31 protein-coding genes are annotated in these 24,532 nt (G+C 59.8%); 24 read left to right on the top strand and 7 right to left on the bottom strand.

The features are described 5' to 3' along the window. Window positions 1–10: 10 nt before the first annotated feature. A complete protein-coding gene (locus tag DENOEST_RS09645; protein ID WP_170228075.1) occupies window positions 11–481 on the top strand; it encodes a MaoC/PaaZ C-terminal domain-containing protein in 471 nt (156 codons plus the stop codon). Here DENOEST_RS09645 and DENOEST_RS09640 read toward each other — a convergent pair. The 3 genes from DENOEST_RS09640 to DENOEST_RS09630 all read right to left on the bottom strand — a co-directional run bounded on the left by DENOEST_RS09640 (window position 469) and on the right by DENOEST_RS09630 (window position 2,397). Then, window positions 469–1,230 carry a TetR/AcrR family transcriptional regulator gene (locus tag DENOEST_RS09640; protein WP_145769185.1) on the bottom strand — a complete coding sequence of 254 codons (762 nt, stop codon included), beginning with the start codon at window positions 1,228–1,230 and terminating at the stop codon, window positions 469–471. The two genes, DENOEST_RS09645 and DENOEST_RS09640, sit on opposite strands and share 13 nt — an antisense overlap. Window positions 1,231–1,336: 106 nt before the next feature. Next, the gene (locus DENOEST_RS09635; protein WP_145769184.1) at window positions 1,337–1,846 is read right to left on the bottom strand and encodes a C40 family peptidase; all 510 of its coding nucleotides are present in this window, start codon (window positions 1,844–1,846) and stop codon (window positions 1,337–1,339) included. Between the two features lie 68 nt (window positions 1,847–1,914). After that, window positions 1,915–2,397, bottom strand: a complete 483-nt coding sequence (locus DENOEST_RS09630; RefSeq protein ID WP_145769183.1) for a DUF7931 domain-containing protein — start codon at window positions 2,395–2,397, stop codon at window positions 1,915–1,917. 80 nt (window positions 2,398–2,477) lie between these two features. Between DENOEST_RS09630 and rlmD the strand changes: the two genes are divergently transcribed. Then, window positions 2,478–3,788, top strand: a complete 1,311-nt coding sequence (gene rlmD / locus DENOEST_RS09625; protein WP_145769182.1) for a 23S rRNA (uracil(1939)-C(5))-methyltransferase RlmD — start codon at window positions 2,478–2,480, stop codon at window positions 3,786–3,788. Between the two features lie 191 nt (window positions 3,789–3,979). On the opposite strand, the gene smpB is transcribed toward rlmD, so the two are convergent. Then, on the bottom strand, window positions 3,980–4,429 hold the full coding sequence (smpB, locus tag DENOEST_RS09620; RefSeq protein ID WP_145769181.1) for an SsrA-binding protein SmpB: 450 nt from the start codon (window positions 4,427–4,429) through the stop codon (window positions 3,980–3,982). A 200-nt stretch (window positions 4,430–4,629) separates the two neighbouring features. Here smpB and DENOEST_RS09615 point away from each other — a divergent pair, with 200 nt between their 5' ends. From DENOEST_RS09615 to DENOEST_RS09595, 5 genes are all read left to right on the top strand, one after another. Next, complete coding sequence (locus DENOEST_RS09615) at window positions 4,630–5,061, top strand: type II toxin-antitoxin system RatA family toxin (protein WP_145769180.1); 432 nt, start codon at window positions 4,630–4,632, stop codon at window positions 5,059–5,061. After that, on the top strand, window positions 5,054–5,374 hold the full coding sequence (locus DENOEST_RS09610; protein ID WP_145769179.1) for an RnfH family protein: 321 nt from the start codon (window positions 5,054–5,056) through the stop codon (window positions 5,372–5,374). Before DENOEST_RS09615 ends, DENOEST_RS09610 begins: the two co-directional genes overlap by 8 nt. Before the next feature lie 64 nt (window positions 5,375–5,438). Further along, a complete protein-coding gene (gene guaB, locus DENOEST_RS09605; RefSeq protein WP_145769178.1) occupies window positions 5,439–6,899 on the top strand; it encodes an IMP dehydrogenase in 1,461 nt (486 codons plus the stop codon). 60 nt (window positions 6,900–6,959) lie between these two features. After that, a complete protein-coding gene (gene guaA, locus DENOEST_RS09600; protein WP_145769177.1) occupies window positions 6,960–8,525 on the top strand; it encodes a glutamine-hydrolyzing GMP synthase in 1,566 nt (521 codons plus the stop codon). A 294-nt stretch (window positions 8,526–8,819) separates the two neighbouring features. Then, window positions 8,820–10,043, top strand: a complete 1,224-nt coding sequence (locus tag DENOEST_RS09595; protein WP_145769176.1) for a tyrosine-type recombinase/integrase — start codon at window positions 8,820–8,822, stop codon at window positions 10,041–10,043. A 37-nt stretch (window positions 10,044–10,080) separates the two neighbouring features. On the opposite strand, the gene DENOEST_RS09590 is transcribed toward DENOEST_RS09595, so the two are convergent. From DENOEST_RS09590 to DENOEST_RS09580, 3 genes are all read right to left on the bottom strand, one after another. Next, on the bottom strand, window positions 10,081–10,341 hold the full coding sequence (locus DENOEST_RS09590) for a helix-turn-helix transcriptional regulator (protein WP_197970571.1): 261 nt from the start codon (window positions 10,339–10,341) through the stop codon (window positions 10,081–10,083). A 128-nt stretch (window positions 10,342–10,469) separates the two neighbouring features. Then, window positions 10,470–12,194, bottom strand: a complete 1,725-nt coding sequence (locus DENOEST_RS09585; protein ID WP_145769174.1) for an ATP-dependent helicase — start codon at window positions 12,192–12,194, stop codon at window positions 10,470–10,472. Beyond that, the gene (locus tag DENOEST_RS09580) at window positions 12,195–12,848 is read right to left on the bottom strand and encodes a hypothetical protein (RefSeq protein ID WP_145769173.1); all 654 of its coding nucleotides are present in this window, start codon (window positions 12,846–12,848) and stop codon (window positions 12,195–12,197) included. A gap of 263 nt (window positions 12,849–13,111) precedes the next feature. Between DENOEST_RS09580 and ssb the strand changes: the two genes are divergently transcribed. The 17 genes from ssb (at window position 13,112) to DENOEST_RS09495 (ending at window position 24,479) form a co-directional block, all read left to right on the top strand. After that, a complete protein-coding gene (gene ssb, locus DENOEST_RS09575) occupies window positions 13,112–13,576 on the top strand; it encodes a single-stranded DNA-binding protein (RefSeq protein ID WP_145769172.1) in 465 nt (154 codons plus the stop codon). 83 nt (window positions 13,577–13,659) lie between these two features. After that, window positions 13,660–13,908: a hypothetical protein gene (locus DENOEST_RS09570; RefSeq protein ID WP_145769171.1), complete on the top strand. Its 249-nt coding sequence runs from the start codon at window positions 13,660–13,662 to the stop codon at window positions 13,906–13,908. Between the two features lie 288 nt (window positions 13,909–14,196). Continuing rightward, window positions 14,197–14,358, top strand: coding sequence for a hypothetical protein (locus DENOEST_RS09565; protein ID WP_170228074.1), 162 nt, complete (start codon window positions 14,197–14,199; stop codon window positions 14,356–14,358). A gap of 197 nt (window positions 14,359–14,555) precedes the next feature. Then, complete coding sequence (locus DENOEST_RS09560) at window positions 14,556–15,389, top strand: PD-(D/E)XK nuclease-like domain-containing protein (protein WP_145769170.1); 834 nt, start codon at window positions 14,556–14,558, stop codon at window positions 15,387–15,389. A 92-nt stretch (window positions 15,390–15,481) separates the two neighbouring features. Then, window positions 15,482–16,405 carry a recombinase RecT gene (locus DENOEST_RS09555; protein ID WP_183148226.1) on the top strand — a complete coding sequence of 308 codons (924 nt, stop codon included), beginning with the start codon at window positions 15,482–15,484 and terminating at the stop codon, window positions 16,403–16,405. Window positions 16,406–16,460: 55 nt separating this feature from the next. Next, window positions 16,461–16,781, top strand: a complete 321-nt coding sequence (locus DENOEST_RS09550; RefSeq protein WP_145769168.1) for a hypothetical protein — start codon at window positions 16,461–16,463, stop codon at window positions 16,779–16,781. 83 nt (window positions 16,782–16,864) lie between these two features. Further along, window positions 16,865–18,544, top strand: a complete 1,680-nt coding sequence (locus DENOEST_RS09545) for a PRTRC system ParB family protein (RefSeq protein WP_145769167.1) — start codon at window positions 16,865–16,867, stop codon at window positions 18,542–18,544. Between the two features lie 84 nt (window positions 18,545–18,628). After that, on the top strand, window positions 18,629–19,045 hold the full coding sequence (locus DENOEST_RS09540) for a PRTRC system protein E (RefSeq protein WP_145769166.1): 417 nt from the start codon (window positions 18,629–18,631) through the stop codon (window positions 19,043–19,045). A gap of 10 nt (window positions 19,046–19,055) precedes the next feature. Next, a complete protein-coding gene (locus DENOEST_RS09535) occupies window positions 19,056–19,442 on the top strand; it encodes a PRTRC system protein C (RefSeq protein ID WP_145769165.1) in 387 nt (128 codons plus the stop codon). A gap of 3 nt (window positions 19,443–19,445) precedes the next feature. Next, a complete protein-coding gene (locus DENOEST_RS09530; protein ID WP_170228036.1) occupies window positions 19,446–19,658 on the top strand; it encodes a hypothetical protein in 213 nt (70 codons plus the stop codon). Next, the gene (locus tag DENOEST_RS09525; RefSeq protein ID WP_145769164.1) at window positions 19,556–20,632 is read left to right on the top strand and encodes a PRTRC system protein F; all 1,077 of its coding nucleotides are present in this window, start codon (window positions 19,556–19,558) and stop codon (window positions 20,630–20,632) included. Before DENOEST_RS09530 ends, DENOEST_RS09525 begins: the two co-directional genes overlap by 103 nt. Window positions 20,633–20,710: 78 nt before the next feature. Then, window positions 20,711–21,448: a PRTRC system protein B gene (locus DENOEST_RS09520; RefSeq protein ID WP_170228073.1), complete on the top strand. Its 738-nt coding sequence runs from the start codon at window positions 20,711–20,713 to the stop codon at window positions 21,446–21,448. Continuing rightward, window positions 21,449–22,102, top strand: a complete 654-nt coding sequence (locus tag DENOEST_RS09515) for a PRTRC system protein A (protein WP_145769162.1) — start codon at window positions 21,449–21,451, stop codon at window positions 22,100–22,102. Beyond that, window positions 22,077–22,880, top strand: a complete 804-nt coding sequence (locus DENOEST_RS09510) for a PRTRC system ThiF family protein (RefSeq protein ID WP_145769161.1) — start codon at window positions 22,077–22,079, stop codon at window positions 22,878–22,880. The genes DENOEST_RS09515 and DENOEST_RS09510 overlap by 26 nt, the downstream gene beginning before the upstream one ends. Window positions 22,881–23,120: 240 nt before the next feature. After that, window positions 23,121–23,357, top strand: a complete 237-nt coding sequence (locus DENOEST_RS09505; RefSeq protein WP_145769160.1) for a hypothetical protein — start codon at window positions 23,121–23,123, stop codon at window positions 23,355–23,357. After that, window positions 23,357–23,716 carry a hypothetical protein gene (locus tag DENOEST_RS09500; RefSeq protein WP_145769159.1) on the top strand — a complete coding sequence of 120 codons (360 nt, stop codon included), beginning with the start codon at window positions 23,357–23,359 and terminating at the stop codon, window positions 23,714–23,716. The genes DENOEST_RS09505 and DENOEST_RS09500 overlap by 1 nt, the downstream gene beginning before the upstream one ends. A gap of 85 nt (window positions 23,717–23,801) precedes the next feature. After that, entirely contained in the window at window positions 23,802–24,479 is a 678-nt protein-coding gene (locus DENOEST_RS09495; protein ID WP_145769158.1) for a hypothetical protein, read from the top strand. Window positions 24,480–24,532: the final 53 nt, after the last annotated feature.

Raw genomic sequence — 24,532 nt, 5'->3', positions numbered from 1 at the left:
TGGAGCAAGGATGCGATATTACGAGGACGTAGAGGCGGGGGAAGCTCTCAGCTACCCGGGGCGCCACGATCTGACCAAGGAGGAAATCATTCGGGTCGCGATGGAGTGGGACCCCCAGCCTTTTCACCTGGATGAAGCAGCGGCCCGGCAATCCATCTTTGGAGGGCTGGTCGCTTCCAGTGTGCATCTCTTCGCCATCACCAACCGGCTTTGCCATTCCGATGAGGAAAAGTGGGCCACGGTCAGCGCCCTGGGCATGCGGGCAATCAGGAACCACGCACCGGCGCGCCCTGGTGACAGGCTGGAGGCGCGCTCTGTCTGCCTCCTCAAGCGCCCATCCGGTTCCCGTCCGGGCCTGGGTATCGTCGAGTTCGAAGTGTCCCTCCTGAACCAGGAGGGCGAGACCCTGTACTCCTATATCAGCGCCGCCCTGCTCAGAATGCGGCCCAGGAGCGCTGAGTCAGCCTCTCAGTCCGGCTGACTGGGATTGTCTTCCTCCTGGGGTGGCGATTCGCCGGCGGCAATGGCCATGACGACCCGGATCAGCATCGGTGTGAGTGAGGGTGAGTTCATCAGGTCCGGGCGTTCCTCCACCACCGTGGCCATCATGTTGCGTACACCACGTACGATCATGAAGGCAGCCAGCTCCTGATCGGTTTCCGTGGCCTCCATGGGGTGATCTCTTAGCACCTTGCTCATGGCAGCGATCAATTGCTCCGAGTTCGGTGCTTCCCCCATGGACTGGGTCTCGGTATGACTGCCCAATTGCAGATATCGGGCGAAACGCTGGTGGAAATCCGTTCCCAGCCCTAGCAGTTTGCGTTCGATGATTACCGTACGCTCATATAGGGCACCCATGAACTCACGCAGGGACTGATGGTAGAGGTTGAACAACTGAGGCCGGGCATCGCTCGACTCCTCGCTCATGATGCGATGCGCCAACTGCATCAGGATGGCGTCCCGATTGGGGAAATACTGATACAGCGTGCCCACGGCAACACCTGCCCGTTCCGCTACCCGGCGGGTGGTCACCGCCTCCACCCCTTGTTTGAGCAGAATTTCCCTGGCTGCGTCGATGATGCTGGTGACGGTGAACTCGCCCCGCTTCTGGATGGGCTTCTTGCGCGGTGCCGACGGTGGCCTGCCTGCCACGGCCGCAGGGGACTTGCCGGAGCCTTTGCCGCCGGTCCGGGGTTTTCGCGTGCGTGGGGGGGCGCTGTTCTGAGACATGCCTGAGATACGGTTATTGGCCTGAACGACTGTAATTTGTCATCGGGCCGCCATTATGCGCCTGACTGCATTTTCCTCCCGCCGCAAACACCGCTGGAGGCAAGGACTATTCGATGACGAGACGACGGGCGCCGTTATAGCGTTGAACCCAGTAGCCTTCGCGCATGTCTTCGATGCGTACCTTGCCACCAACTCGCGGCGCGTGGACAAACTGGTTGTTGCCCAGGTAGATGCCCACATGGGAAAAGGCTCGCCGCATGGTGTTGAAAAACACCAGATCGCCTGGGCGCAATTCGGTCTTCTGCACCACTTCCCCGGCGTTGGAAATTTCCTTGGAGCTGCGGGGCAGGATCAGGCCCAGACCTTCCCGGAATACATGACCCACAAAACCCGAGCAGTCGAAACCGGACTCGGGCGCGCTGCCCCCTGGCCGATAACGAATGCCGATAAGGTCCAGGGCCTGATCGATGGCCTGCTGGGCGCGGCTTGCGTACCGATCCATCAGGGACGCACGAATCTCACCGCCTGGGGCGGGATTCTCGTCGGCTCGCACAGCCTGGGGGAGGGTCAGGGCAAGGGCCAAGGCGCTTGCGCCAAGGAGGGTCTTGACGGACATGGGAGCGGACTATAACGGCCCTGGCGGATGGAGTAAACCCCTGGCGGAATTGGGAAACCTCGAAAACCTCACAGGCCTGTGCGACTGGCCGACCAGGGCGAAGCATGGGCCCAGAGCTCATCGAAACGCTGCCACCAGGGGTGAATTTCGTCAGCCGAGTCCAGGATCAGCTTGCCCCGGGGATGGTCCCCATGGTGGCGCAGGGCGCCATGACACCGGTCAGCAAGAACATAAACCTCTGCCAGATGGCGCAGTTCATCCGGCGACTGACGGATTTCCATGGCCTGGAGGTGGTTGAGCTGCAAGGCATGGAGGCGGGGACAATAACGCTCCAGGTGACTGGTGTCATGGACCACTATACGCAGGCGGTTATCCCGGGAGGCGGAGAGAAAGGCCTCCAGAGCGGCGATGCTGGCCTTTTGCTCCAACTGCAAGCGTTGGATATCCCGGTCGAAGACACGCAGTTCCTGCCGTGCCTGGGCGATGACAGTGCCGATGGCTTGGCGAAAGCCGGTCTCGCTGTCGAAGGGAGTGATGGCTGGATCGTTCATCTCGATGGCGGAAGGGCAGGAGACGGGATGCCTGGGCTGATTATAATGCCGCCCCCGCCGTCATGTTTACAGGCTTCCCCATGCCCGTCACCCTGATCGAATCCCTGGACCACGAAGGCCGTGGCATTGCCCATGTGGAAGGCAAGACGATCTTCATCGAGGGGGCCTTGCCCGGCGAACGGGTGGAATATGCCAGTTATCGGCGCAAGCCCAATTACGAACAGGCCCAGGTGGTTCAGATTCTCCGGGCCTCCAGCCAGCGGGTCACGCCCGGCTGCCCCCACTTCGGAGTTTGCGGTGGATGCAGCATGCAACATCTGGCTCCCTCGGCCCAGACCGCAGCCAAGCAGCGCGTACTGGAGGACGCCTTGTGGCATCTGGCCCGGCTTCGCCCCGAAGTGATGTATGGCCCTGTCACCAGTGCCACTTGGGGCTATCGCCAGCGGGCCCGTCTGTCAGTGCGCCATGTGCCGAAAAAGGGCGGGGTGCTGGTGGGTTTCCACGAAAAACGCAGCAGCTATGTGGCAGTGATGGATCAGTGCCCGGTGCTGCCGCCGCTGATTTCTGGATTGCTGCCGAAGCTGAAGACCCTGGTGGCGCGCATGTCCACCCCGGATCGCCTGCCCCAGATAGAGGTGTCGGTGGGGGATAGCGGTGGCGAGACCCTGCCGGTACTGGTGCTGCGCAATCTGGAGGCGTTGACGCCCCAGGACGAGGAACTGCTGCGGCAGTTTGCCGACGGGGAAGGGGTGATCTGGTATCTCCAGCCTGGTGGGCCGGCAACGGCGCACTTGTTCCACCCCCTGGATCGGTCGCCCCTGGCCTACAGCCTGCCGGATTTTGGCCTGAGCCTGCGTTTCCAGCCCACGGAATTCACCCAGGTCAATCATGGGGTGAACCGGGTGTTGGTGCGTCGCGCCATGGCACTGTTGCGGCCCGCTCCGGGCGAGCGGATCGCCGATATGTTCTGCGGCCTGGGCAACTTCACCCTGCCCATTGCCCGCCTGGGCGCCACGGTGGTGGGCATCGAAGGCAGCAAGGAACTGGTGGCGCGGGGCCGGGCCAACGCGGCGTTGAACGGCCTGGCGGAGCGCTGCGAATACGGCGTCGCTAATTTGTTCCAGGCCACACCGGAAAGCCTGGCGGCCCTGGGCCATTTCGACAAGATGCTGATCGATCCGCCCCGGGAGGGCGCGGTGGAACTGGTCAAGGCCATCGGCGAGGACGGACCCCGCCGCATTGTCTATGTGTCCTGCAAGCCGGCAACCCTGGCCCGGGATGCGGCGATCCTGGTACACGAAAAAGGTTATCGCCTGAAGGGGGCCGGCATTGCCAACATGTTCCCCCATACCTCCCACGTGGAATCCATCGCCCTCTTCGAGCGAGAGTGATGTAAACGCTCGCCCCCTTCGCCCTCCTCCGGGGGGTTCGATACGGCTCGCTCTGCTCGATATTACGGGGCACTCCGTGGGGGTTACCGAGGGGTTGCGGCTGGCGCCGCGTACCGCTTTCCCTTGTCCCACAGGGATTTCCTTCGGTCAGGGCGGCCCGGCGGGAAAGCTTGTTTTTTTACGCTGATTGATCAGCGCTGGCGCTCCTTGAGCATCTTGCTCTGCTCCAGCTTCCACTCCCGTTCCTTCTCCGTGGCCCGCTTGTCGAACTGCTTCTTGCCCTTGGCCAGGCCGATTTCGATCTTGATGCGGCCCTTGGCGTAGTGGAGGTTCAGGGGCACCAGGGCATAGCCAGCCCGCTCCACCTTGCCGATCAGCTTGCTGATCTCGGCGTTGTGCAGCAGCAGCTTGCGAGTCCGCACCGGATCCGGGTGAATGTGGGTGGAGGCGGTGGTCAGGGGACTGATGTGGGCGCCGATCAGGAATACTTCGCCGTTTTTCAGCACCACGTAGGCTTCCTTGATCTGGACGCGCCCGGCCCGGATGGACTTGACCTCCCAGCCTTCCAGGACCAGCCCGGCTTCGTAGCGATCCTCGATGAAATAGTCGTGGAAGGCCTTCTTGTTGTCGACAATGCTCATGGTGGTGCTGCACGGTAGAATTGGGCGATTCTAACGCGCAAGGTCACCAGCGCCACCCCTGAGGATGAAATGCGCAAAGGCAAACTGAACGCCCCCCACCCCCATCCCCGCCCCGGGGCGGGGCTACCCATCGGCTCGCTGCGCTCGACGGTCACACCCGGCTCCGTTGATGCTTTTTCACGCTAAACCACTGTGCTTCCATGACCGTTGTCGAGAAAACCGTCCTGATCGAACACACGCCGGCCCAGATGTTCGAACTGGTGGATCGGGTCGAGGACTATCCGAAGTTTCTGCCCTGGTGCGGCGGCACGGAACTGCACGAACGTAGCGAGACCACCACTGTGGCCACCCTGCACATCAACTACCGCGGTGTGAAGTCCCATTTTTCGACCCAGAACCTCAAGGAAGCTCCCCGGCGGATGCAGATAAGTCTGCGGGATGGGCCCATGAAACACCTGGATGGCAGTTGGTGCTTCACTCCCCTGGGGGAGCACGCCTGCAAGATCCAGTTCCGTCTGCATTACGAATTTTCCAGCAAGATGCTGGAAAAGGTGCTGGGCCCCGTGTTCAGCCATATCGCCAACAGCTTCGTCGAGGCCTTCGTCAAAAGGGCAAAGCAACTCCATGGCTGAAACATCCATCGAAATCGAAGTGGTCTACGCCCGTCCTGGGCAGCAGGAACTGATCCACCTCAAGCTACCGGAAGGCGCTACTCTGCAACAGGCCCTGGAAGCCTCAGGTCTGCTGCAAAAACACCCGGAGATCGATCTGGTCAAGGGCAAGTTTGGCATTTTCGGCAAGCTGTCCCGGCTCGATGTCGGGCTGCGCCAGCGGGACCGGGTGGAAATCTACCGTCCCTTGATCGCCGACCCCAAGGAAGTGCGCAAGCAGCGGGCCGCCGAGGGCAAGGTGATGAAAAAGGGCGGCGACGCCGCCGGGGAATAAGCGTCTATTTGGCTTGGCCGGGGTCGGGCACGTATAATTGCGCTTTGCCACAAGAGGAACATATATGCGACTCCTCCAGAAGGCGCTGACGTTCGACGACGTCCTCCTGGTGCCGGCCCATTCCGCCGTATTGCCCCGCGACGTCAGTCTCGCCACTCAGCTCACCCGCAACATCCGACTCAACATTCCCCTGGTTTCTGCAGCCATGGACACGGTGACCGAGTCCCGGCTCGCCATTACCCTGGCTCAGGAGGGAGGCATCGGCATCGTGCACAAGAACCTGACCCCAAAGGGCCAGGCGGCCGAGGTCTCCAAGGTCAAGCGTTTCGAGTCCGGGGTGCTCAAGGATCCGATCACGGTTCCGCCCACCCTGACGGTGCGCGAGGTGTTGAGCCTCACCCGCACCCATCGCATTTCCGGCCTGCCTGTCGTGCAGGGGGGCAAGGTGGTGGGTATCGTCACCAACCGGGACCTGCGTTTCGAGACCAATCTCGACCAGACCGTGGGGGCCATGATGACCCCCCGGGAGCGGTTGATCACCGTGAAGGAGGGTGCCAGCCTGGAGGAGGCCAAGGCCCTGATGCACAAGCATCGCCTGGAGCGGGTGCTGGTGGTCAATGACGATTTCGAACTGCGCGGCCTGATGACCGTGAAGGATATCCTCAAGTCCAGCGAACATCCCCTGGCCTCCAAGGACGAACTGGGCCGCCTGCGAGTTGGCGCTGCGGTAGGCACCGGCGAGGGCACCGAGGAACGGGTCGAGCTGTTGGCCGAGGCCGGCGTGGATGTGATCGTGGTGGATACGGCCCATGGGCACTCGGAAGGCGTGTTGCAGCGGGTGCAGTGGGTGAAGAAGAATTTCCCACGGGTTGAGGTAGTCGGCGGCAATATCGCCACTGCCGGGGCCGCCATGGCCCTAGTAGATCACGGCGCCGATGCGGTCAAGGTGGGCATCGGCCCTGGCTCCATCTGCACTACCCGCATCGTTGCCGGCGTGGGTGTCCCCCAGATCACCGCCGTCGATAATGTCGCCACCGCTCTGGCGGCGCTGGGCGTGCCCCTGATCGCCGATGGTGGTATCCGTTATTCCGGGGATATTTCCAAGGCCATTGCGGCTGGTGCCAACTGCGTGATGCTGGGCGGCCTCTTTGCCGGCACAGAGGAAGCTCCCGGCGAGACAGTGCTCTTCCAGGGCCGCTCCTACAAGTCCTATCGGGGCATGGGGTCCCTGGGGGCCATGAAGGACGGTGCGGCCGATCGTTATTTCCAGGATTCCGACGCCAACGTGGAAAAGCTGGTTCCCGAGGGGATCGAAGGCCGGGTGCCCTACAAGGGTACTGTGGGCGCGGTGATCCACCAGTTGATGGGTGGACTGCGGGCCTCCATGGGCTACGTGGGCTGCCGTACCATCGATGAGATGCGCAGCACCGCCGAGTTCGTGGAAATCACCTCGGCCGGCATCCGCGAGTCCCATGTCCACGACGTGCAGATCACCAAGGAAGCACCTAACTATCACGTTGATTGAGCGGCTCTGTCCGAGCCAAGGCGGCTTAGGCCGCCTTTGTTATTTCCAGGGTTGAACGCCATGTCCCACCAGAAGATTCTCATCCTCGATTTCGGTTCCCAGGTCACCCAGCTTATCGCTCGCCGGGTGAGGGAGCAGCAGGTTTATTGCGAACTGCATCCCTTCGATGTCTCTGCCGAATTCATCCGCCAGTTCAATCCTCAAGGGATCATCCTCTCCGGCGGTCCCAACTCGGTATACGAAGCCGAGGAGTGGAGGGCGCCCCAGGTGGTTTTCGAACTGGGGGTGCCGGTGCTGGGCATCTGCTACGGCATGCAGACCATGGCCCAGCAACTGGGAGGCAAGGTGGAAAGCTCCGGCAAGCGGGAGTTCGGCTACGCGGAAATTCGTGCCCGAGGCCATTCCGAGCTGTTCAGGGGTATTCAGGACCGTAGCAACGCCGCAGGTCATGGCCTGCTGGACGTCTGGATGAGTCACGGCGACAAAGTCACGGAGATGCCGGCTGGCTTCAAGGTCATCGCCAGCAGCGAATCCTGTCCGGTGGCCGCCATGGCCGACGAGACGCGCAAGTTCTACGCCGTGCAGTTCCATCCGGAAGTGACCCACACCCTCAAGGGCAAGGAAATGATTGCCCGCTTCGTCCATGAGATCTGCGGTTGCGGCCACGACTGGAACATGCCCGACTACGTGAACGAAGCCATCGAAAAGGTGCGTGCCCAGGTGGGGCAGGAAGAGGTGATCCTTGGTCTCTCCGGCGGGGTGGACTCCTCCGTGGTGGCTGCGCTGCTGCACCGGGCCATCGGCGAGCAACTGACCTGCGTCTTCGTAGACAACGGCCTTCTGCGTCTCAATGAGGCCGAGCAAGTGATGGAGACCTTCGCCCGCAACCTGGGGGTCAAGGTGATCCACGTGGATGCCACCGAACAGTTCATGGGCCACCTCAAAGGCGTGTCCGACCCGGAGGCCAAGCGCAAGATCATCGGCCGCGAATTCGTCGAGGTATTCCAGGCCGAGGCCCAGAAGCTGCCCAACGCCAGGTGGCTGGCCCAGGGCACCATCTATCCCGACGTGATCGAGTCGGCCGGTTCGAAAACCGGCAAGGCCCACACCATCAAGAGCCACCACAACGTGGGCGGCCTGCCCGAGACCCTCAACCTCAAGCTGCTGGAGCCCCTGCGGGAGCTGTTCAAGGACGAGGTGCGGGAACTGGGTATCGCCCTGGGGCTGCCCCACGAGATGGTCTATCGTCATCCTTTCCCCGGCCCCGGCCTCGGTGTTCGCATCCTCGGCGAGGTGCGAAAGGACTTCGCTGACCTGCTGCGCCGGGCCGACGCCATCTTCATCGACGAACTGCGGGCCGCCGACTGGTACGACAAGACCAGCCAGGCCTTCGCCGTGTTCCTGCCGGTGAAGAGCGTGGGTGTGATGGGCGACGGCCGCACCTACGAATACGTGGTGGCCTTGCGCGCCGTGCAGACCCAGGACTTCATGACCGCCCACTGGGCCGAACTGCCCCACAGCCTGCTGGGCAAGGTGAGCAACCGCATCATCAATGAAGTGCGGGGCATCAACCGCGTTGTTTATGACATCTCCGGAAAACCGCCTGCGACTATCGAGTGGGAATGATTCGACGTCTTTCAGGGGCTATCGGTAGCTATCACTAATACGGTTAAATATTTATATTTAACAATAACTTGTCTTTCATCTTCTATCGGTGACTATCGGGGGTAGCCGGATTCCAGAGACGGTATCCGTGACGGTATTGGCATTCTGCTGACACACTCGTATGATTGATACCGTCACCACGAAATCGGCGGGTTGACGGTATCGTAAGAAGAGAAACCTAGTATTCATGCGGGTTTCAAGGCGAAAACGGACAAATTTTCGTTGACGGTATCGGGCAGCCCGGGAAGGATCCCAATGCTCACTGATACCCAGATCAAGAACCTCAAGCCCACCGAGAAGCTCTACAAAATGGTGGATCGCGATGGACTGTACGTCGCTGTTACACCGTCCGGGGTTGTCTCTTTCCGGCTCGACTATCGGTTACATGGCCGCCGAGAAACGGTGGTCTTGGGCCAGTACGGTCCTGACGGCATCACCCTGGGTGAGGCGAGGGATCTGCTTATCGCGGCCAAGAAAGCGATTGCCGCAGGAAAGTCTCCGGCGAAGGAAAAGCAACGCGCCCTTCAAAAGACGAAAGAGGCCAAGACGTTCGGTGAATTTACTGATCTCTGGCTAAACGACAATCGAATGGCCGATAGCACCAAGGCGATGAGGAAGAGCATCATCGATCGCGACGTGGCTCCCGTATTCGGTAAGCGGCTCCTGCGAGAGGTAACTTCCGATGACCTTCGTTCTCTTTGTGAAAAGATCAAGGCTCGGAATGCGCCAGCTACCGCGGTGCACGTCAGAGAGATTGTTGGACAGGTTTTCCGGTTTGCCATCGAACGTGGGCACAAGGTTCCCAATCCAGCCGATGATGTAAAGGCGTCTGCGATTGCGACCTTCAAAGCCAAGGATCGCGCTCTATCCCCCGACGAAATACGGATTTTCTTCGAAGAGATCGACCATGTCGGGACGCTGCCCACCATCAAATTGGCGTTGCGGTTGATACTGCTGACGCTGGTCCGTAAGGGGGAGCTGCTCAATGCGACGTGGGATGAGGTGGCCTTCATGGAGGCCACTTGGACAATTCCAGCGGCGCGTATGAAGGCTCGCAGGCCACATGTGGTGTATCTATCGCAGCAGGCGCTGGACATCATGATTGCCCTCAAGACTTGTGCCGGTGGGTCAAAGTTTCTGCTTCCTTCCCGATATGAAGGCGACAAAGGCATGTCCAACGCGACGTTGAATCGCGTCATCGATGTGACCGTCGAACGCGCGAAGAAAAAGGAACTGCCGTTGGAGGAGTTTTCGGTGCATGACTTACGCCGGACCGGATCAACGCTGCTCCATGAAGCTGGGTTCAATTCTGATTGGATCGAGAAATGCCTAGCTCACGAACAACGAGGGGTAAGGGCGGTGTACAACAAGGCTGAATATGCACAGCAGAGAAGGGACATGCTTCAGCAATGGGCAAATATGGTTGATGGCTGGATTTCAGGGATGAAAGTGACCCCGATACTCAGCAAGGCTGCATGAGCCTATCGATTTGCGCACCGACCGGGTTGCGAAAGATTCATGTATCTCGCCGAACCGGCCGGGTCTTGCGCTGCCGGACATCAGGCGGTGAGACCTTCTTTGTGAGCGCCGCTCTACGCTCGGCGATCCATTCTTCGATCTCTTCCAGATCCCAAACGACACATCGAGCAGTCAGGTTGAAGCGCTTGGGAAAATTGCCGGCCCTCTCCAGTTCGTAGATTGTAGTGTCGGCCACCGGAATGAGCTTGCGAAGTTCATTGCGGCGAATGAATCGTTTGGTAAGGATTGGATCATTCATTGTCATTCCCTAGGTTTCGAGGATATCGGCAATTACAACGTGCGACGAAGTGGCCGTATTTCCGAAATCGATCCAAAACGAGCGCCTTTCGAAAACCTAGTCCCGGACTTTCTGGTAAGTTAGGCCGTCTAGTTTTGGCAGGGCTTGAGTTCAGACTCCGTGATGTACCTGGATGCCGATCCTTCCTTCGCCGCACTGCTGACGATCAGCCGATTTTTCGACCGGGTCATTCCGACGTAAAAGAGCCGCCGTTCTTCCTCCGGTGTGGAGTCCGAATGGGGTAGGTTGCCTTCCTCGGCACCGAGAATCCAAACATTCGAAAACTCCAATCCTTTCGCTGCGTGCAATGTCATGATGGCAGCACCTTTGCCGACAGCTTTCGACCGACTAGCCGCTTTCATCAGCCGCACCGACAAACTGCCGTTGAGCCGGCACAGAATTCCTTCTAGCCGACGCAATAGTGTTCCATTTTCTTCTGTGGTTCGATCAGCCAGCCAGGCCGTGACGGCGTGAATTACCAATGCCTGGCGTTCCCGCTTGTCTTGATCGACCCAGTCATGCATTCCGTCGTGGAGACTTATCAGAAGCGTTTCATCGCTTTTCGGACTCGTAGAATGATCATATTCCGCGATGATTTGATCGAGACGTTCGTGGCAGGTGATGCCCTGAATCCGAGAGAGTTCGTTGACGAGCCGGGGAGCCATTCCAGTGAAGTACAGTGCATTGGCAACACCGGTCCAACTTCCATCGCCTACTGATCGCAAGAGCCCGAGCAGTGTGCTGCCCACGGTTTTGTTCCATACGCTCTTCCCTCCCATGCGGTGATATGGAATGTCCCTATCAGCAAATGCGACTTCCACTTTGTCGATGATGTTGTTGGTTCGGGCAAGTATCGCCCACTGTGCTTTCTCCGACTCGGCTTGGATGCGAGATGCGATCAAGTCGGCCTCGCTCCATCGGTCTGATAACCGAATGACGTCGATGACGCCTGGAGACTTGCGGAAAGCCTCAACGTTCTTCGGCGCACGATCCGCGTTATGGGCGATCAGCCGATTGGCATGCTGAAGAACGTTTTCAGGGCAGCGGTAGTTGATCGGAAGGGACATGACAGCCGACGATAGGTATTCGGAGATGTGCCGTAGGCCCTCGTAACCCATCGCATGGCGAAACGAGTACAGGCTCTGGTCGTCGTCGCCGACCAGCGTGATCTCGATGCCGTGATCGGCATGGGTTTTGACCCACTCCATCTGTACCGCGTCCATGTCCTGCGCTTCATCGACAAGAAGCCAGCGAATTGAAAGTGGCGGCATCGTTTTCGACTGGATGTCGCGAACGGCCTGTAGCATCAGGTCGGCAAAATCGACGGATCCCTCCGCCTGAAGAACTTCACCGTAGCTCTGAAGGGCGGCCTCGATTTCAGCGCATTCCGACGGTTTCCATTCGAGTCTGGACTTGGCCGCATCGATTGCCTGGACGATGCTTTCCAAGGGCAGTCGCTTTGCGTGCTGCTGCCAACAGCGACGAATCAGCGAGAGACGCTCGCCATCGGAGATGAGGCGCCCCAGTCCTGAACTTTTGTTGCGGCGCATTTGAGATAGCGCAATGGAATGAAACGTCCCGACCGCCAATCGCACCGCGTTGGTCTTGCCACAAGCGGCCAGAATCCGCGACTTCAGTTCATCTGCCGCATCGCGCGTGAAGGTAACAGCGCAAAGACGTCCCCGTTCGTTCGTTCCAAGAAGATGCGCTGCACGCGCGGCCAGAACCCGTGTCTTGCCTGAGCCAGGGCACGCAAGCACCGTGCAATGGCCATTGGCGACGACCGCGCGTTCTTGGTAAGGATTGAGTTCCACCTACACCACGGAGATCGGAATGGCCGGGGTCTCTGTCACCGGCGCTGCCATTTCATTGACAACCGCTGATTCCTTGGCCTCGGTGGCGATTTCGGTTGATTCCTTCTTGCGCGCAGCCAGGACGGCACGGGTCGCGATGTTGCGAATCTGGCCGGCCAATCGAAGAATCTTGCGCTTCCATTGATAGGCGCCAAGAGCATAGTTGGTGTCGTCGATCACGCAGGCAAGCCACAAGGCATCCATTCGCGCGATCAGCGAATCGAACTCCCGGATGATCGCCAGGAACCGGATCGAGCGAGGCGACGTGATCTGAATCTCGATGGTCCTGGCGTTGGTATAGCCGATCGTTGTTTCACATCCATTGGCCTCGCTGAGTTCCTGTAGCCGTATCGACTCCTGGCGAATCTCATCCAGCGTCTTGTCGAGGAGATCATCGACCATGGCTTCCACCCCTTGGGCCTGGTCCTCCGTTCCGATGAACCGCAATACGACGGTGAGAGAAAACAGGGCATTCGCGCACATATCGAAACCGCGCTCGAAAATCTGTTGGGCGTGAAGCGAGTTGAGCACTGCCTTCTGTGTAATGAACGGACGACTGTTGCTTTGCCGGATAGTGGGAATGTGCGCCGAGGGGGTGTATTGCCGTTGTGCCATGTGATGTCTCCCGATGGATAGAGCGTAGGGAGGGTAGTCAAGGCAATTGCCGCCAGCGTTCCGAAATGTGACCGCAAAGTACGCATTTCGAATGCCCGCACCTATCTGCGGCGACCAGAATGCGCCCATCACATGTCCTCCTTATGGTGGGCACGGTGAAGGTAGCTGGCCTTCCGAAATAAACAGCATTTACTTAACCCCGGCGGGGATACCCCGTCAGGAACTGACGGCCTTCCTGCCAACTTTTTTCGTCAGGAGGCAACATGGCATCACTCAACAGAGTCACCCTCATCGGCAACCTCGGTGCCGACCCAGAGGTTCGTTACACCCAGAGCCGCGAAGCGATCGCCACCATTCGGATCGCAACGACGGAGACGTACAAGGACAAGTCGTCCGGTGAGCGCAAGGAAATCACCGAATGGCACCGCGTCGTCTTTTTCGGTCGTACTGCCGAAGTCGTTGGCGAGTACCTGAAAAAGGGCTCCCCCATCTACGTCGAAGGTCGCATCCAGACCCGCAAATGGCAGGACAAGGACGGCCAGGATCGTTACGTGGTCGAGATCCTCGCCAGCGAGATGAAGATGCTGGGCAGTCGGCCTTCCGATAGCGATGCTCCGGAAGCCAGTAACAGCAAGCGCACTGGCAAGCGTACCGGCAACGGTAACGCAAAACCCGCTGCCGCTTCGGGACCCGCATTCGAGGACGTACCCGACATCGAGCCGTTCTGAGCGTCACGTTTCATAGTTTCCCCGCCGGGAGGTCTTCCTTCCCGGCTGGGAACGGACCTCCATTTACTTCAGGAGGTTTGTTCATGGAACGCGTCATTCTCGTCCTGGCCATGCTGGCGGGACTGCATCTGATTCTCTCGTTTCTCCAGTCCACCGTGGAAGCCCTCAAAGGGTTTTTTGCACGGACGCCGCGCCAGGTGAGCAAGCCTGAACCGGTCGAGGAACCGACGACGGATTGGAAGCAGTACGACATCCCGGCGTACATGCGCCGCAATGGGATCGGCAACGATCTCGGTAGCAAGGCAACGGCTTCCTTCGAAGTCATCGCCTGATTCTTTCAACCCCGTGCGGGGGCATTGCCTCCGCGTCAGGGGAGGGGTGCCCCCTTTTTCATTTCAGGAGGCACTTCATGGAACTCGTTCTTCTCGCTTGCTGCATTTCTGGCTGGATCATCAGCCGTCCGATCGTTCGCGCGCTCGGCATCTGACGTGCAGCACTGCCTGTGGGGGACTTCCCGCAGGACAAAGCGCTTTCCCACGAGAGCCCTTTGTCCTGCGGGGATCGCTCCACCATCGGAGTGATTTTCGCTGTGGCTGTTCAACCAACCTCAGGAGAAAATCGTGAAATCCAATCCCTTCATCGTTCGACTCTTCGATCCCCTGCCGATGGCCTTTGCCTGCGATCTCTATCAACGGCTGAAGGCCGGCAAGACCGATCCGGAAACCCGAGACATGCTGCGCAAAGCGCTGGTGCTGTCGGGGCTGTCCAGGAAAGCCGAATGAATCTCGCCCCGGGACTCCGGGGCTTTCCCGAGGGCGTTCGCGCTGAGCGCCCTGCGGAAAACAGAATTTGATCGAGCGGTTATCCGCCCGAGCAATTAGCGGTAGCTGGCCGCTCGAAACAAACAGCATTTTCCAACCCAGCCGGGGACACAACCCGGTCCGGGTCTGTGCTTCCGGCATTTCTATCCGGAGGCGCCATGCAAATGAATCATCCCGGCCTGCTGCTCATGCCGGCCAAGCGGTATCACGCGGACAAGTCCATCGGACACTCCGGCATCGTCAAGATGCTGAAGAGCCCGGCGCATCTTCGTGAATACCTCGACCATCCGCACCAACCGACGCCAGCGATGGCATTCGGTACCGCGGTCCATACCTATGTGTTCGAACAGGAACGCTTTGCCGAGGATTTCGTGGTGGCGGAGAAGTTTGACCGTCGCACCAAGGAAGGCAAGGAGGCGGCAGCCAGATTCGAGGAGGAGCATCAGGGCAAGACGCTGATTACCGCGGAAGATATTGCCACCTTGACCCTCATGCGAGCGGCTGTGTATTGCCATCAAGGGGCAGCCAGTCTGATCCGTAAGGGTGAGGCCGAGCTGTCTGCATTCTGGACCGACCCGGCGACCGGGCTGGCCTGCAAGTGTCGGCCGGACTGGTTCAACGGTGAAGCCATCGTTGATCTCAAGACCTGCATCGATGCAAGCAGCGGCGGTTTCTCACGATCCATCGCGAACTTCGGCTACGACATCCAGGCGGCGTTCTACGTCGATGGGATCAAGGCCGTGACCGGAATGGAGCTTCCATTTCTGTTTGTCGCCGTGGAGAAGGAGGCGCCGTACGCCGTGGCGGTCTATCGCGCCGATCCCGAAGTCATCGAGGTCGGTCGCACGAAGTACCGGGCGGCACTTCAACTGCTGAAGTGGTGCCAGGAGTCTGGAAGCTGGCCGGCATATCAACCTGGCGGCGAGATCGAACTGATCTCGTTGCCACGCTGGGCTGCCAACGCCGAAGCCTTCGAGTTGGACGCCGCCTGATCGGCGGAATTTCGTAGTTCATCAACCCCGGCGGGGATACCACTTCCCGCTTCGGGAGACAGGTATCTCCGCCATTTTCTTTGGAGAAAACCATGTCTCAAACCTTGCGCAATATCCAGAAGTCCCGTCAAGGCGCGTCGTCGAATGTAGTGCCGTTTCCGACCATGCTGGAGAAGTTCAAGGGCGAAATCGCCCGTGCGCTGCCCAAGCACCTGAGTCCGGATCGGATGGCGCGGATCGCTCTGACTGCATTTCGCATGAATCCCAAGCTGTCCGAAACGGATCCTCGCAGTGTCTTTGCGGCGGTCATCCAGTCCTGTCAGTTGGGGCTGGAAATTGGTCTGATGGGCGAAGCTCACCTCGTACCCTTTGGTAGCCAGTGTCAGTTGATTCCCGGCTATCAGGGCCTCATGAAGCTCGCTCGCAACAGCGGGATCGTGCAAGACATCTACGGCCACGAGGTGCGCATCAACGACAAGTTCGACATCGTGCTTGGCCTCAATCGTTCACTGATGCACGAGCCGTTGAAGAAGAATGGCTTTCCGGCATCCGACGAGGAACGCGGAATGATTGTCGGGTTCTATGCCGTCGGAGTTTTCAAGGACGGCACCCGCACATTTCACGCCATGTCGAACGAGCAGGTCGAGCAGGTGCGGGATAAGTCCCGTGGCTATCAGATGGCGAAGAAGTATGGGAAGGAAAGCCCCTGGGACACGCATTTCATTCCCATGGGCCTCAAGACCCTGATTCGCCGTTTGTGCAACCTGCTGCCGAAGTCACCCGAACTGGCGATGGCACTTGCCATGGATGAGCTGCATGAGCGCGGCGAGACCCAGAACATTGGGATTACCGAGGCTATCGACGGCTCCTGGGCGCCGATCATCGACGATGAGTCGGAGGACCAGGATTCCGGTGGGCAGGGGCAAGGCGACAAGGACTCCGGTCCCGGTCGTAATGCCGCCTCGGTCAATCCGCCGTCCACTGTCACTGACATCTTCGGGGAAGAGGGCAAGTGAGCGTACTGGGTGACACCGAAATCGGTGCCATTCATGCTTATCACCGGAGGCGGTCATGTACAGGCAAGACGAACAAATGATCCGACCGGAATCGTCATGCATCACGGGGTGTGCAACGAGATTCGACGATGAGCCCCCATGGACCGAGGATGACATCCTGCGGCTACATGGGCTCCTGCTGGAGAAATCGCTGCATGACCTGTTCGATTTGAGGGTGTCCGCTGCCACACGGGCCGACATTCTCGAATGGATGCAGGTAACGAAGGAACGATCAAAGGCATTTTCCTATCGGGCGTGCTGCCGTCTGTTTGGCCTCGATGCCGAAGAAATTCGGGATCGGGTGCTGCAACGCTACCGGCAACGCCACACCCATTAACCATTCACCATTTCAACCCGGGCGGGACAGCTACGTTCCCGTCCGGGGATGCGGCTGCCTGCCATTCTTTCATTGGAGGCATCATGCAACTACAAGCGTCAATCAAGGTCGGGAACATTCTTCCCGGCCGCAATCCTCGTGGCTACTTCGACCCCTCGGAGATGACGGAGCTGGAAGAGTCCGTGAAATCGAAGGGTGTGCTTCAGCCGATTCTGGTGCGTCCCCGCGATTCGGGTCGCTATGAAATCGTCGCCGGCGAACGCCGGTGGCGGGCGGCGAAGAAGGTGTTGGGGGACGATTATGAAATCCCGGTGCTGGTGCGCGATCTCGACGATGGCGAAGCCGATGAGGCGGCGCTGATCGAAAACATTCAGCGTGCCAACATGAGTCCTACCGAGGAAGCCGAAGCGGCGGCCAAGATTCTTGGACGTTGCCAGGGCGATCGGGACGAGGCGGCCCGCCGTCTGGGGTGGTCACGGTCGACGCTCGACAAGCGGCTCGCGCTGATGAATTGCTCGGAAAAGGTCCGTCGGGCCTTGTCGGAGCGACGTATTCAGTTGGGCCATGCCGAGTTGTTGGCGGCGGTCACGCGCGACAAGCAGGACGCGGTGCTGGAGAAGCTGCTTTCCCAGGCCAGCCTGCCGACGGTAGTCCAGTTTCGCGGACAACTTGAACAAATCTCGCGGGCGCTGGGAAGCGCCATCTTCGACAAGGGCGAGTGCGCCGGTTGTCCCCATAACTCGGGGAACCAGCAGGCGCTCTTCGGCGAGGCGATTGCGACAGGGCACTGCACCCACGGGGCATGCTTTGATGCGAAAGCCGAGGCCGCGCTGGATGCCAAGAAGGCGTCTCTGAGTGACGACTATCCGACCATTCGGATTGTTCGCCCCGGAGAAAACTTCACTTTGCTGCGACTCGTGGCGGAGGGCGATACCGGCGTCGGCGACGATCAGGCGAAAGCCTGCCGTGCTTGCAAGAACTTTGGCGCCGCCATTTCCGCGGTGCCGGGCAAGCTGGGGAACGTCTATCCCGATCTGTGTTTCGATGCGTCATGCAATGCCAAGAAGGTGGCGCTGCGCATCAAGGCGGAGAAGGAGAAAAACGCGCCAGCGGCGAGTTCGAGCAAGGGATCGGGCGGCAAGACTGCCTCGACGTCCAAGTCGTCGGTCAAGGCGGGCGCCAAGACTGAAGCCAAGGTCCAGGACTCGCAACGGGTCAAGGATTATCGGTTGGAGGTGTGGCGCAAGGCGCTGCGGCGGGAGTTGATGGCGAATCGCGAGAGCAATCTCACGGTACTCATTGCGCTCGCGCTGTCAGGCAATGCCCGGCATATCGGCGATACCAAGCTGACCAAGGCCTTGAGCGCGCTCGTGAAGCAGGACTATGCGAGCTTCACGTTCAAGACCGACGAGGCGGCGCGGGTCATTGCCCAGTCGGATGAAGCGGTCCGGGAAAAGATGTTCCTGGGACTGGCGGCATCGGCAGCCGATGGCATTGAGGAGAAAACCCTGGTTCAGCTCCTCAAGTACCTCGACATCGATCTGGCGCGGCACTGGAAGCTCTGCGAAGACTTTCTGAAGCTGCTCACCAAGAGCGAGATCGAGGCGATGTGCGACGAGATCGGACTGAAAGCCACCATGGGCGGGGCATTTGCCAAGGCCATGAACGGAAAGAAGGACGAGATCATCAAGGCGCTGCTGAACGTGGCTGCCTTCCCCTACGAGGGCAAGGTGCCGCGCTCGATGCGCTTCAACGTCGAGTAAGCCTGTTTCATTTCAACCCAACGCGGGGACCACGATCCCCGCAAGGGTCGTGGTGCGCCTGCATTTTCCATTGGAGGTACCACCATGTTTTTTCAGGAACTCAAATCGTTGTTGGCGGGCTGCGCGGCGCTGGCGGTCACCCTGTCGTCCGGTCGGGATGGTGCGATCACCGTCACGGTGAGGCCGACCCCGAAGGATGCCAAGGATGCCGAAGCGCTGGCGATTCCGCTGGTGCTCACCGGCACGCCGGAAGAGCTTGACGCGCAGTTTGTCGGATTGCTCCGCAGCTATGCCGAAGAGCACACGTCGCTCGCCGATCAACTGGAAGCGACTCGATCCATTATCGAGGCGGCGAAGAAAGACGCCGGCAAGAAGGCGGAAGGCGCGATCAGGAAAGGTGCCGCGGCCAAAGTGACGGCGGCGGCCGATGGAGGTGATGACGAAGAGCCCGAGACGCCCGAAGTAGTGGACGTCCCGGTCGAAGACAACCTTTTCGCATGAGGAGGCGATCATGACCATTACCGTTCAGAAGTTGCTTCGTTCCTTCGCCTACAACGGCATCGCATTGCCTGACCCCGGAAGCGACCTAACCCCGGAGCAGGTGCGGGATGTCTATTCCGCCACCTACCCCGAGATTACGACGGCCTCCATCGAGGGGCCGGAGCAGAAGGGGGAGCGACTCGTCTACACCTTCCGGCGTGCCGTCGGAACGAAAGGCGCGGTTTCCGTCGATTCGCGGCGCCCCTCCGGCGTCGTGCTTCGGCAACGCGAGGACGGGCTGACCTATGTCGAGCCGTATTCGGTCGGGACGACGACGGTCGATCACCTGAAGGTTGCCTTGCGGCGCCTATCCCGGTGGCTCGATCGTCGGTTCCTGCCGGCTATTCGGAGGGGATAGGCCATGGTGTCGCTCAAGGAACGGCTGCAAGCCGCTGCCGATGGCGACTTCTCGCAATTTGAAACGGGAGTCCCGACAGGGATTCCCGCCTTCAATCACGAGGAGATGAAACGATGCGTACAAGCCTTGCAACGCTTGGTGCAGCGGTCCCAAGGGACCATGTCACCCAGCGAACGCTGCCAGGTGGCCGCTTTCGTCCTGCCCCTGATCCTCTGAGCCTGCCAAGATTTAGTGGCGGTCTCACGGGGAGTCTCGATCCCTGCCTGGATATTCGTCGATGGTCTTCGCTGGCATTGCGCTGGCTGGAGACCGGAGAGATTCAGGAGGGGGCATCCGGACTGCCGTCGTCGCTGGTGCAGCAGGCCATGCAGGACTGGATCAATCGTCAGGTCGGGCAGTTACAGCACTTCGCCTTTGAAGCCTTGATCGCGGCCAGTCCCGAAGCGCTCAGCTATGGATCCCTTTTTCCGGAAGCATCGGAGAAGGACGATCAGTGGTACTGGGCACTTCAGTCCGAGCAGGTGGCGTGGCTTTCCATGAAGGATCGGCTTACCCGGATCGAGGCAGCATGCCCCGGCCTGGGCGAGACGGCCCTGTACTGGTTGCACCGCGCTTCCGGAAGAACGCTCTACGTCCTGACGCCGGAGACGGCTCGCCACTTGTGCGAGTACATCCACTGGCAAGGCAGTTGCAATCAGGCGGACTGGCTGGAAGAAATGACGGCGATGGGCATGACGGACGAGGACTTGGGGGAATCCATCTCGCCGGACTGGTTCGACGGGCATTTTCCGGCATGGGTTATCAACCCCAAGTCGGTACTGGATGAGGCCGTCCTGACGGGATTGGCTGAAGCCGGAGGGGAGGCTGCGCTGCTCGCAACGACGCTGCTCGACATCGAGCGACTAGAAGCGGATGGCGGACGGCTCCCCGGGCTCGAAGGGCTGGATGTCGAGTGCGTCTATTTCGGGGCGTATCTGAAATGGGATGCCGAAGATCCGGTGGAGCGGGTGTTCGATGACTTCATCGAATACGCGAACTGTGCCTGCGATGGCTACACCGATCTTTATGGCGCCGAAGCGATGCCCCTCGATCCCGAAGGGTTCTACGTCTGGCAGTGCAAGACGGGATTGGGCCTGCAACTGGTGTCGGCGTTGGATCGACTGGTCGGCTTGATCGCCGAACCGGTGTGAGTAATTCTTCAACCCTGCGGGGGTGCTGTCGCGCCCGCAAGGGCAGGGCACACCTCTGCATTTCTAATGGAGGTCGCCATGGCGATCAGTGTCAGTACGTTTTCAAGCAATCAGTCCTACCGGTTGACCAATGCGATTCTGGTCTACCAGGATGCCAGCCGAAAGCCGGCGTTCGTCTCGGTGCATGACGTGTCGACGGATGGTCAAGATCGACCGATCATCCAGGCAGGGGTTCCGGCCAGTAAATCCGGACTGTTGTCCCTGATGCGGATTCTCGATCCCGAAACGATGCTGCGGCCGGCGCTCAAGCCGGCGCATGTGCTCGCCGAGGGGACGGGGTTTTTCGTCTGGTTCAGCAAACCCCAAGCGCGGCAGGTCTGGTTCGACTGCAAGGAACTGGGGGCGCGCACAGGTCGTGTGCCGTGTCCGGGTCTGGTCTTTGTCGTGACCCACAAGGCATGGAAGGTTTTTGCCTATAAGGGACGGCAACGTCCCGATGCCGATACGCCGCTGTTCGTCGCGCCATTCTTCAACGTCTGGAACACGGGGACTATCTGCGTGGGGAGTGCCCGACTGCCGAAAGGCGATCAGGTGCATCGAAGCGAAGCCTGGGAGGAAGCCTTCTTCCGGTCGTACTTCACGCACCCCAACATCCATACACCCAAGGGGCTGACCCGCTATCGGGCCGGGCCGTTTGCGTTGTGGCGGGATCTGCTCGATGGCCAGTTCGCACGTTTTCCGACGCGCTCACTCGTTTCGACGGGCTGGACGCTGCGCGAGGCGTTTGAGGCGGCGGTGCTGGAAGCGGAGGCCTAAATGGACGCGAGAGATATCGCCTTGCAGCACTCGGCGCCGGTGGTTACGGTGCCGCGATATGGTGAGTTCGAGCCGCTGATAGACAATGGCCACCGATTCTTGGTGACCGGCGATGGTCTGTGGCTGGAAGCCCGGCGTCCCTGGCTATATTTGCGGGTGCCGTTGGTTCGCCAGAAGAGCGTTCCCATGCCGTATGGTTGCATTGGACGGGAGCTGTCCCTCGCCTTTGGCAAGATTCCCCGCCATCTCGTCGTCGAGTTCTTTCGGTATGCCGTCGATCGGTGTCCGGAGGAATGCGTCGGCTGGATCGTGTGGAATTCCATCACGGGCGAGATGCGGCTTGCATTCCTGAGGGAAATGTCCTCGGGGTGCAGTCACGTTCGCTACGAACGACCGGCGCTCAATGATGACGAGCATCTGGTGGTAGACCTGCACTCCCATGGACGGATGTCGGCCTTCTTCTCGACAGAGGATGATCGCGATGACCGGGGAGAGTTCAAGATTGCCGGCGTGGTCGGCAATTGCGACCGCGTGCGTTGTTCTACGGCATTCCGCCTTTGCGCCAATGGGCTCTTTCTGCCATTGGCTTTCGATTCCACCGACATGAAGGGACAGATAGGAGGGTGCGATGGCTATCCATCAACTCTCTGCTGAACTTCTCACCCGAGAAGTTCGCGTGTCGGTGATCGGCGCTGGCGGTACAGGTTCGCAGATGCTGATGGGCCTGGCGCAACTTCATACGGCCATGGTGGCTCTCGGACATCCCGGGGGCCTCAATGTGACGGTGATCGATAGCGACCTGGTGTCGGAAGCCAATGTCGGGCGGCAGATGTTCTATCCGTCCGATGTGGGATTGCCGAAGGCAACGGTACTCGTCAATCGCATCAACATGGCGATGGGTACCGGTTGGCACGCTGAAACGAGGCGCCTGACGGCCAGCGAGAATCTGCGCACCGATCTTGCGATTGGGTGTGTGGACAATCGCCTCGCCAGAAAAGCGATTCTCGATTCGGTGGCGCGCGGCGGTGGTGGCTATTGGCTCGATCTGGGCAACCGTCTGCACGATGGCCAAGTCGTTCTGGGCCAGGTGCCGGCGCGCTGGGCCAAGTCGAATGCAGAGCGGCTGCCGCATGCCGTGGATCTTCTCCCGGAGATCGCGGACGCGGCGCAGGAAGCCGATGACGAGTCACCGTCATGCAGTTTGGCCGATGCGCTGGAAAAGCAGTCGCTCTTCGTCAATCGCGGGGTGGCGCTGTACGCCTTGAATCTGCTGTGGGAGCTATTCCGCTACGGACAGATCGCGTATCACGGCGTATTCGTGAATCTCAAGACCGCCCGGACGACACCGCTTCCCGTCGATCCCGAGGCGTGGGCCCGGTTTGGCTTTCCGAAACGCAAGCGCGGCGGTAAGCGCGGTAGCAAGCGTGGATGAGGGCAGGGCTTTTCCCCGGCGCACGCACAAGATCGTGTGCCGGGCTTTCCAGAGCGGGTTCCGTTCCATGTAACACGAGCCCGCTGTGGAAAGCGGATTCCGGTGCTGCCCATAGGGCAGAGCCAGAAAGGCGGTAGCTGGCCGCTCGAAATAAACAGCACAAGCAACACCTATCCAACCCCGTGGGGCAACAGTCCCCATCGGGGTTCTGGCGCCTTTCACATTTTTCATGGAGGCGTCATGAGGCAACATTTCAGGAGTGCCGTCTACCGGTACTTCATCAACCTGGACGAACGCGGCGAATTTTATGCGGACGTTCGCAATACCCGCGACCGCACCGTCTTCGAAATCAAGGGCTTTGAGATATTCGAGGATGGGTGGATGCGTCACAAGCACGATCTGGCCGGGTTGAAGCATTACCTGGTTCATCTTGGGCTGATGACGAGCGATCAGAGTCTTTCGATGGGGAGCGCGTGATGCTGTTCGATCACTATCCCCGCTACGAAGGATTTCGCGACACCCCCAGAAAGCGTTCGGCGGTACTGCGCAAGCAACGCATCGAGCGCGAAGCCTTGCCCTTGTTTGCCGAGCAGATTGCAGCCATGCAACCGTCGGTGGAAGAGGTCATGGCCAAGCGATCCTTGCAGGCCGATGCCTTCGAGGTGGAACGCCGGAAGTTCAAGGCGAAATGGTGGCGTATTGCACGGGAGAACTACTACCGGTTGCCTGCGGAGCAGAGGATGAAAGTTCTCACCCGTTGGCGTCGTTGGTGGGGACCGCGCGATTCCAGTTGCCTGCTGTATCTGTGCGCTCAGGCAAAGGCAGAACAGTTGTAACCCTTTCCGGCCGTCCGGCCACAACCCTTGCGGGGACACCTCCCGCATGGGGAGCGGTGTCTCCGCGATTTCAAGGAGACACATCATGGGAGTAGGTAACTGGCTTCCGCGCGGGACGCATCGCCTCTTTTACGTCGATCTCGATTCCTGGGTGGATGACAAGGAGTTTTCCAAACTCGTCCAGTCCGGTGAAATCGATGCCGATATCAGCTACGACGCCCACCTCCAGGAGTCCTACGATTCCGAGCTGGCGACGGTGGTGAGTGCGCTGGAAGGGACGGCGTCCGTATTGATCAGACACGGCATTCCCTTCGACTCGTTTCGGTACGGGCATCGCGCGTCGATGAACCCGCTGGAGCGAACGGAATGGATGTTCCCGTTGCTGGAGTGCGGGCGGGTTCGTGTGGCCGTCAAGGAGGTTGAAATCTCCAAGTTGGCTGTCGTGACCTATCCGGTGCAACAAGCCGACGAGGATTGCGATCTCGCCAACCTCAGTCGTGCCGAGTTCGTATCCGGTTACGGCCTGACGCCAGAGCGCTTCATTACGGCGTCGTCAATGCAGATGGACGCATTGGACGACCTGCTGATTTCTGTCATCGAAGAAGAGATCAATGCGGTCGGCGCCAAGACCGTTACGCGTCGCAGTTGTGCGTGGACGAGTCGTCTGCTCACGGAATCGATGCCATTGAGCGTCGCCGTGTCGAAATTCCGCAAAGCGTATCGCCACGGGCTGCCGAGAAGGCAACTGCGGCATGCCGCGTGAAACGGCTTTTCGATCAGCACCGCGCCGGCGGTCTCGGGACTTGCTGAGGGACG

Origin of the sequence: Denitratisoma oestradiolicum (genome assembly GCF_902813185.1) — a bacterium.
GTDB classification, from domain to species: Bacteria; Pseudomonadota; Gammaproteobacteria; order Burkholderiales; family Rhodocyclaceae; genus Denitratisoma; species Denitratisoma oestradiolicum.
The sequence above is the reverse complement of the archived record's forward strand: the minus strand, read 5'-3'. Positions and strand labels throughout refer to the sequence as shown.